This is a genomic window from Bacillus sp. ISL-57 (genome assembly GCF_018613135.1).
In the GTDB taxonomy this organism is placed as follows: Bacteria; Bacillota; Bacilli; order Bacillales; family DSM-1321; genus Peribacillus; species Peribacillus frigoritolerans.
In genome coordinates, this window is the sequence record NZ_JAGGQV010000013.1 from 101,878 (window position 1) to 109,949 (window position 8,072).

13 protein-coding genes are annotated in these 8,072 nt (G+C 38.5%); all 13 read right to left on the reverse strand.

Features of this window, described 5'->3' with window-relative positions; genetic code table 11:
• Positions 1-7: 7 nt before the first annotated feature.
• Genes gpGT through J7I90_RS18870 form a run of 13 tightly spaced genes read right to left on the reverse strand, consistent with a single transcriptional unit; the run spans position 8 to position 7,985 of the window.
• Positions 8-154 (reverse strand): phage tail assembly chaperone GT, encoded by a 147-nt coding sequence (gene gpGT / locus J7I90_RS18810; RefSeq protein WP_214773299.1) that lies wholly within the window; start codon positions 152-154, stop codon positions 8-10.
• A 38-nt stretch (positions 155-192) separates the two neighbouring features.
• Entirely contained in the window at positions 193-540 is a 348-nt protein-coding gene (gpG, locus tag J7I90_RS18815) for a phage tail assembly chaperone G (RefSeq protein ID WP_214773301.1), read from the reverse strand.
• A gap of 50 nt (positions 541-590) precedes the next feature.
• The gene (locus tag J7I90_RS18820; RefSeq protein ID WP_214773303.1) at positions 591-773 is read right to left on the reverse strand and encodes a hypothetical protein; all 183 of its coding nucleotides are present in this window, start codon (positions 771-773) and stop codon (positions 591-593) included.
• 3 nt (positions 774-776) lie between these two features.
• The gene (locus tag J7I90_RS18825; RefSeq protein ID WP_214773304.1) at positions 777-1,391 is read right to left on the reverse strand and encodes a major tail protein; all 615 of its coding nucleotides are present in this window, start codon (positions 1,389-1,391) and stop codon (positions 777-779) included.
• Positions 1,392-1,429: 38 nt separating this feature from the next.
• Positions 1,430-1,819, reverse strand: a complete 390-nt coding sequence (locus J7I90_RS18830) for a hypothetical protein (RefSeq protein ID WP_214773305.1) — start codon at positions 1,817-1,819, stop codon at positions 1,430-1,432.
• Positions 1,819-2,211, reverse strand: a complete 393-nt coding sequence (locus J7I90_RS18835) for a hypothetical protein (protein WP_214773306.1) — start codon at positions 2,209-2,211, stop codon at positions 1,819-1,821. Before J7I90_RS18835 ends, J7I90_RS18830 begins: the two co-directional genes overlap by 1 nt.
• Positions 2,208-2,576: a phage head closure protein gene (locus J7I90_RS18840; RefSeq protein WP_214773307.1), complete on the reverse strand. Its 369-nt coding sequence runs from the start codon at positions 2,574-2,576 to the stop codon at positions 2,208-2,210. The genes J7I90_RS18835 and J7I90_RS18840 overlap by 4 nt, the downstream gene beginning before the upstream one ends.
• A complete protein-coding gene (locus tag J7I90_RS18845) occupies positions 2,563-2,868 on the reverse strand; it encodes a phage gp6-like head-tail connector protein (RefSeq protein WP_214773308.1) in 306 nt (101 codons plus the stop codon). The genes J7I90_RS18840 and J7I90_RS18845 overlap by 14 nt, the downstream gene beginning before the upstream one ends.
• Positions 2,869-2,882: 14 nt before the next feature.
• Positions 2,883-4,040, reverse strand: a complete 1,158-nt coding sequence (locus J7I90_RS18850; RefSeq protein WP_214773309.1) for a phage major capsid protein — start codon at positions 4,038-4,040, stop codon at positions 2,883-2,885.
• Positions 4,041-4,059: 19 nt separating this feature from the next.
• Positions 4,060-4,785, reverse strand: coding sequence for a head maturation protease, ClpP-related (locus J7I90_RS18855; RefSeq protein WP_311315156.1), 726 nt, complete (start codon positions 4,783-4,785; stop codon positions 4,060-4,062).
• Positions 4,782-5,921 carry a phage portal protein gene (locus J7I90_RS18860; RefSeq protein WP_214773310.1) on the reverse strand — a complete coding sequence of 380 codons (1,140 nt, stop codon included), beginning with the start codon at positions 5,919-5,921 and terminating at the stop codon, positions 4,782-4,784. The genes J7I90_RS18855 and J7I90_RS18860 overlap by 4 nt, the downstream gene beginning before the upstream one ends.
• Positions 5,922-5,940: 19 nt before the next feature.
• Positions 5,941-7,656 carry a terminase large subunit domain-containing protein gene (locus tag J7I90_RS18865; protein WP_214773311.1) on the reverse strand — a complete coding sequence of 572 codons (1,716 nt, stop codon included), beginning with the start codon at positions 7,654-7,656 and terminating at the stop codon, positions 5,941-5,943.
• A complete protein-coding gene (locus J7I90_RS18870) occupies positions 7,653-7,985 on the reverse strand; it encodes a hypothetical protein (protein WP_214773312.1) in 333 nt (110 codons plus the stop codon). Before J7I90_RS18870 ends, J7I90_RS18865 begins: the two co-directional genes overlap by 4 nt.
• Positions 7,986-8,072 lie beyond the last annotated feature (87 nt).

The following is an 8,072-nucleotide window of genomic DNA, read 5'->3' on the forward strand; positions in this document are numbered from 1 at the left end:
AAAGCCCCTATCCTCCGAATGCGGCAATTAGGGACTTTTCATGTCTTGGCTTATTTTCTTCGCTGAGGATTTCAATTAGAAAGTGAAAAGGCATGTTTAAAACTTCATTGATGTCCTTCCCGTTTTTCACATAATTAAGGATGAGTTTATCCATATATTCCTTTTGTTTAGCAGGAGAAAAGTCCTCATCCGTTAACCGATCTTCTCCATATACTTTTTTGTTTCATCACTTTGGTACCCTCTAGACACAAAGATAACTTGTTCTTGAAGGGTCTCAAGAGCGTCAGGTGCATGCAGGCCATTGATTAAGTCTTGGGTCGTAAATTGCTTGTTGTAAATTTTATTGGCTACAATATCTATCATCTTATCGAAAAATTCTTTATCAGTTAGATTATCCTTATTCATCTCATCTTCTATATCAACAGCCTCGTATACTACTGAAAATGGAATGAAAACGGGAGTGAGGTATGTTTCAGTAACGACATCTTCCCCATTCACTTCTTTCACCAATTTGATCATGTTACGTTTCAAGTTAGCCATTTCAACACTTCTCCTTTTCTAATAAAAAAAGAGCAGGCATTAGCCCACTCTTAGATTTCTTTAATGACCGGTTTTCCCATCTTATTTTCAGAAGACAGTAATTCCTCTAAGCGCTCTTCCTCAACCTTTTTATTACCTGGTTTCGGAAATGCATCCCCTTTACGATAAATCTTATCTTTATCCTGGAGGTCTTTAAAATCCTCAACTGCTTGATATCTCTTTTTCCCACTCATCTATTACACCCCCGCTGGTGCGCCAGAACCAGGGTAAGCTTTACCGAAGATGGCTTGGAAGATTGCATCACGGCTAGTAGTTTCGCCTTTTTTATCCATACCGAAAAGTACAGATTTAGCATCTTCAAATCCTTCCACTTCCCGGTCCATGAATTCGGCTGTGATTTCTTCATTTTGAAACTCTACGCTATCTTCTTTCGTTTTACTAGAAATGTTAGGCCGCATAAAAATCCCTTTCGGTAGGCCTACCCATTCCGTTGATCCATCTTGATATGTTTTGGCAAATACACAGGCTACATATGGAGGGAAATCATTCGGGCCGTATGAATACAGACCATCCACAGTTGATTCCAATCCGAACAATATTTTCTTATCCTCAACTGGTACCTTGTGAAAGGCTGATGTAACACTGATATTTCCGTTTGATACAGCAATTTCAGCTGTTGTATTATCACCGTAAGCCCTAACTGCCTCCTGTGGCATTTCAATCGTTATTTCTTGAAGAAACTTCACTCGCTCAGGATCCATTGAAGTTACCCCAACACCTGTTTCGTCCAATGTTCCATAATGAAATTCGTCTACCCCTGTAGTTGCTCGGTAATTCTTTTCTACTGCCATTCCTATTCACTCCTTTTATGATATAAAAAAAAGACACATTATAAATTGTCTAAGTCTTCTCTGTATAATTTTCCTCGGTACCTTCTAGCATCGCGGTAAATTCCTGTATCTTCATCCCATTCATCGGTGCCAGTACCTTGATGAAAACCAAACTTCCACATTACCTTACCAATTTGTTCAGATAATTCTCTTGTTGCGGTTCTATTCTTTGACCACACTTCAATTTGATAAAGGCAGTCATAAGTTAGCCAGGTATCATCAGCAAAATCTTTAGGAAGAGGGACGTCTAATGGATCTATGATGATATTCGGAACTGACGTCACACTGCTGGTTTCAGGAAAAGCATAAAATTTAATCCTTCCTGCCGCCTTTTCTTTAATATAAGGGTCAGCAATCAGCTCGTTATATACCATCCCTAATACATCCATCAAATCCCCTCCTTTATCACCCGTTTGATGGTATCACGATATTCCTTCTCCGCATTTCTCATAGCCCTGGCTATTGCTCCCTTACCTTGTGGATTGGGATTCTTCACTGTGCCAAATTCATTCAAGTGGATAATCCTGTAACGATCTTTAGGGCCTTTCCAATGAATCTTTATGGTACGGGAACCATTCACCCACATAGGTTCGGAAATGGTCATTTCATCGATGGTTGCACCTGTATCCTTAAAGGATTCAAACTGACTCTTTAGTTCCCTAACAAATACCTCGGCCCCTTTTTTAAGAGCAATATCGCTTAATTGCTGCATCTTCATTTGTCCGTAACGTTTTTCTATTTCAGCAAGCAATTTCTTTTCACCTGTAATTTTCACACTCATTCGGTTAGCCCTGCCACAACAATGATGAATTCCTTGTTCTGCAAGTCAGGTTGAACATGTTTAACGTTATATCGCTTGTCTCGGTATTCAACAGCATCGATAGAAAGATAATGCTTATTATTAGGGATAAAATCAGCTTGTGGATCACGTATCGTAATGGTGATATCAGATAGGGTTCCATTTGCTTTAGCAATCTCCAAGTCTTTCAACCAAACATTATCAATCTTGGCCCATGCCTGATAGAGTATTTCTTTTTCAGACTCACCAGGCTCAGGCCCTTCATTTGCTACATACTTATAAAATTTTATAGGTGTGCGTAAATCCCCTGTATTAACCCTTGGTGGTTTATATTTAAATGGTTGCATCTACATCACTCTCCGGTATTAAAGAAAGCCCTAAGCTTGTTATCTGACTTAAAAAATTGTCATCAAAATATTCAAGAGCATCATTGTAAGCATAACGGGTACGTTCAAATACAAGTTCCTTCGCTCTCTGATCAGTATCCTTTTCACCATTAATATCAAACACTCCACAACTGCTATTAATCGCAGAAATAGAAAAGGACAACAATCTTTTTAAATTGTCGTCCTCACTCGAATGGGAAATATGCATGCGCTCCTTAAACTCTTCCAATAGGTCGGATGATACATCCTCCATTTACCTCACTCCAATCAAACGCCTGCTGGTGCAGCTGTAAACGTAATATCCAGAGCATAGACCAATGCAGCTTTATTATCCTTTGGTTTACCGTTCGCAAATTGCTTGATTGTGTAGAGCATAGCATCCTCGATCGCCAGTGTCTGATCAAATTTATTTGCCTTGTAACCCCCGGCAACAGCAGCTAGATATTGACCTTTCACAAAGAATAAAGTTTTGCCATCTGGAATTTCTTCTGACTCTACAACTTGGATGTTATATGGCAAAGCCGTTACCCATTGGCCATTTGCTGTCTGGATAGTATTACGAGCTTGTACACTGATTGCATCGATAGGATTTACTACCATTACAATTTTGTTGAGCACCTTACGCGCCTTTCCTTCCTCATTCGTGGATAGTGCTTTGATGACATCATGCAGTTCACCCGCAATGATTTCCCCAAACTGAGAAGGGGCAAATGTCAAAGTGCCGGAAGTAGTTTTATCTGTCACCGCTCCATTCTCCGCAACATTTTTCATTAAGCCAACAGGCTCGTTTTGAGAAGGTCCTCGACCGTTTACTAAACCGTATTCAAGGCCAACAGAGTAAGATTCCACTAACAGGTTACGGACGTAACGCTCAACCCACTCTGGTCCAAGTTCAAGCATATCTTTTGGAATAACGGCAAAGGCAGTAAGTTTCAGTTGGCCGATTTGTTCTTCACTGAAGGCGGCACTGACTTGTCCTTTAATTTCTCCAAACAATTTACCCCACGCATAGGCTTTGGTTGGGTCAGACGTGATAAAGCGTGTGACAGCTCCTAAGTCCTGCAGGCCGATTGCATCCAATAAAGGATGTTCTTGCACCAAGTCTTCAAAAATTCTTTCTTGAGTAGTCACAGGCAGGATAGATTCCTCAGCAAAACCTTCACTAGAAATAACCTCATTAAAGAATTTTCTTTCTTCTGATGTAAGGACGTTTTGGCCGCGGGCGGTAAGAATCTGAGCATCCATTTGTTGTGTGCGTACCTGAGTAGTGATTTTTTCGGTCAAGTCTTCAGCAAGCGCCGATTGCATTTCATCCCATGCCAAGGCAAGCTTTTCGGCATCCTGTTCTTCTGCTTTCACCAAGTTCATGTAAGCTGCTTTCTTTGCTTCAAAGTTCTCCATTTTACCTTTTAATTTCATAGTCATTCTGTTTTCCTCCCTTTAATTAAAAAATGAACCCTTTACGTTTTGTCTTAACTGGCTTACGCTCAGCTGAGACAGGAGAAAGAGGTTCATTGTTTTGGTTATTATTTTGTTTTAAATTGTTGGTAACAGCATTAATAATTTCTTGTAATTGTTCGTCAGTAATGCCTTCTTTTGAATCTTCTTTCGTTTCATATTCCACTTTGTCAGCGAAACCATCCTTAACAGCTTGTTCAGCTGTCATCCAGGTTTCGTCCTCGATTAACTTTGCTATTTCCTCACGACTCATATCCGTCTTTTGTTGATAGATGGAAATGATTGATTCATCATAAGTTTCAAGGGCATTAAGAGTTTTCTTAATATCTTGTTTAGTTCCATATGCAAAGGTTGCCGCTTCATGAATCATCATCCTGGATCCAGTCCGCATAATCACCTCATCCGCCCCCATCGCAATTATTGATGCAGCCGATGCGGCCAATGATGTAACTTCCACAACAATATGTTTATCCAGGTCTTTTAAGTAATTGTAAATTTCAATCCCTTGATCAGCATCGCCACCACCGCTATTTAATTTTATTCGCACTGTGGGAGCAGTAATTTCAGCTAAAGCATTTCTTACATCTTCTGCACTTGTAGCTGTATAAAACCATCCACTTTTACCAATGGCACCAGAAATAATCATTTCATGCTCTTCTCCATTGGTTTGATTCATAAACTTATAAGGGATTGCTTGAATTTTTTTCGTCACTTAGTCTCACCTCCTTCAACAGTACCCGCAGCTTGATAGTTTTTAGTAATAACAAATTCATCTAATTCTGGATTGTCTGAACGTTCTTTCCCAAACAACTCCCTCACCTCGTTTCTGGTAAACGCTCCGGAGGCCACTAACTTATCAACTGCCTCAGCATTCTCGATTAAATCCCTTTCCGTTAACCCAAACACATCAATCCGGGATCCTTTTAAAAAATCTTCTTTGGCAACTAATTTTGCATTTAATTCATCCTGTATTTTCTTAACCATTGGGTTATTACAGAACCTTACGTAAGCCTTAATAGCTGTTTCATAATCAGATAATTCACCATGAATCAAAGCATTTGGAATACCTAACACATTGGCTACATCATCAATGACTGACCGTTTTAATTTGGTTAAATCTTCAATGGATTGCCCCTTCACATCGCCTTTTGATACTTCTGTGTATTCAAAACCTTTTAGCTTAGGGACTAACGCAATGGAATTCACTTTAAATGATTTAAATAACTTATCAATGAAATTCTGCAGCTTATTTGTGTTCTTTTCATCGAGGGCTTGACTTGATTCAATACCAACTGTTCCGCGAATTTGATTATTCCTCATACTGATTTCTATCATCCTGCTGAACAAATCGGCATAATCATCAAACATTCCATCCATGAATTTTGTAAGTTTCTCATTGTTATAAGTTAGATAAATAACCTCGTCCATTGGGAATGTTCGTTTGAACGTATAATCCTTAACGGTTACGTCTTTGAATTTGTCTGGATATACAGCATATTCGTCCCTGACAAAATCGTCAGCTATTAGCAAATCATTATCATCCGTCAAAACAACAAGCACTTCATTTTCATAAATCAATTTGTAGATGAAGCTTTGCCAAAAATCCGCAGCACTTTGATCTGTGTTTGGCCGTACATTTAAAAGATAATGCCAATCATTTTGCTGACGTTTGTCCCCTTCCATAACTCGGAAGTCCGATTGGCTAATGGTCCGACCGATGAAATTGATGCAGATCTCCAAAGCCATCTTTTTTAAATATACTCGATGGTTGGTTTCATCAATTAAATCCAAATCAAACAATGATTCCAATTCGCTATTTCTTCTTAACACGTTTCCTAACCATCCCATTTACATTTTCACCCCCTCCCTAAAAGTTAAGTGCATCTAATGCATCTAAAGCATCTGAAAAGTCGTAATCCTCTAAATCTCTGGATGCCCATACTCCGTATAAAAACATCATAAAACCATCCGTTTTGCGTTTGACTGGCTCCTTTTTTCGATATAACTTATTACCCTTGTTATCAATAACAACCAGAACATTGTTTGTGTACCAATGCATCATAGGATTCTTACCAAAAATAACTCGTTCCTCATCAAAGGCAAGGTCGATTTTCGGGGATAACAAAGCACTTGCAGCATCTGGATTTCGAATGGTTTCAACTTCGAACCCTTCTGCTTCAAATAGTGGCCGTAATATTTCCATTCGGAAATTATCGCCAATGATTTTTTTTATATTCCAACCTTCATTACGACGATCCACAAACCATTGGACAACAATGTATGGATCCATTGAATCTTTATCTAGCACTTTCAATAAACCATTTTCTTCCCATTTCCGAATAGGTGCAAATTTTCGATGGTCCTTTTTGTTATTACCTTCCGCTTTCGGCGTACTATAACCGTAATGTTTATCAGCAAATGGTTTGCAAACGAACGAATACGATAGTTCTCTTGGTATGATGAAATAATCGTTTTTCAAGAAAAGCAATCCACAAGCAACAAAGTCGCGAATGGAAGCATAGTCAACAGAACCTATGCATTCGCGTTTTTTCAATTCCGATAAATCATATCCTTGATTGGTAGCTTTTATTTTCTCCCATGATGAAACTGATTTTTCTAAATCAACTTTTGGTAGATTCATACGTTTTGTAATGAAATTTTCATATCCTGATGCATCGTTTTCGAGCTTCTTGTATTGCTTCAACACTTTCTTGAATAATGTTTTTGCATAGCCACTTAATGGCTGATGAAACTGTGGATTCGCCTTTTGCCACATATCTGGATTATGCATTTCTTCTTCATCATCAATACAACACATGAATGGAAATAATGAATCTTCTTTTACCGAAACTTCACGCTTCAAAATACTCATAGCACGTTCTTTTAAACGATCAATAAAACCATCTCGTACAAATCCATCTGTACCAATAAAAAATTCCCGACTGTCTCGCACTTTACCGAGACCACCCGAGAATACATCTACTACATCATTATTTTCATATTCGTGTACTTCATCATAAATAACGCAACCATCGCGCAAACCGTCTTTAGTGCTTGCGTTTGACGTATGGAATTGGAAGATAGCTTTTGTATCTACAGATTCAATAACAGCTTTTTGATGTTTGAAATAAGACTTCAAATCATCATTCATATCGATTGCATTGTAGACTTCTGCAAATGAAGTCTTAGCTTGTTTTTCGCTGTTGGCCACAATTGACACATTATAAAAATCGATCCCGTGAAGCTCACTAATTAGATAATTTACAAGTGCTGAAATAAAACCATTTTTTCCGGCTCCACGTGCCATGTAAATGAAAAATTCATCGAACACTAAATCATCCGTATCCTTATAACGCAAGAAAATAAAACAAGTGATAAATGTTTGAAATGGCTCTAAATTGAAATACCACTTTTCAGCAAATTGTATAAACTGTTCAATGTGCTTACTGTCAAAGTAAACGTCATCCATAGTCAGGATGTCCGCTTCAAGCCACTCGATAAGCATAATCCGCTCTTTGTTTAAAATGATGTCGCCGTTACGCCACATCGAAATATATTCTTCTACGTAGTTATAAGTAATCAAATTAAACTACCACGCTTTGGTTTGCCTTCCACAGGAGATGCTGCAGGGGCAGGGGTTGCCTTTAATTTAAATTTAATTGATCTTTCCAACGCGATTTTTTGAGCGTTAATTTTCATTTTCTCATTCATACTAGGATGGCTCTTTATAAATTTTTGCGAACCATTTTCGATGGTGATACTTACTCCATCACGATCAATCACTGTATCGCACTCTGCATCTAATTCATGCAGTCGAATTAAATCATTTACTTTCTTTACTTCCAGCAAATCATCAGTATCAATACGGGATAATAATTGATTTTTTAATTTTTCAAAGTCTATTCTTTCCATACTACCCCCTCCCCCCATCACCCCTAATGTGAAGGACTTATTTTTCATATATTTTTAGACAGTTGGGCCCCCTCCCCGGTCCCCGGG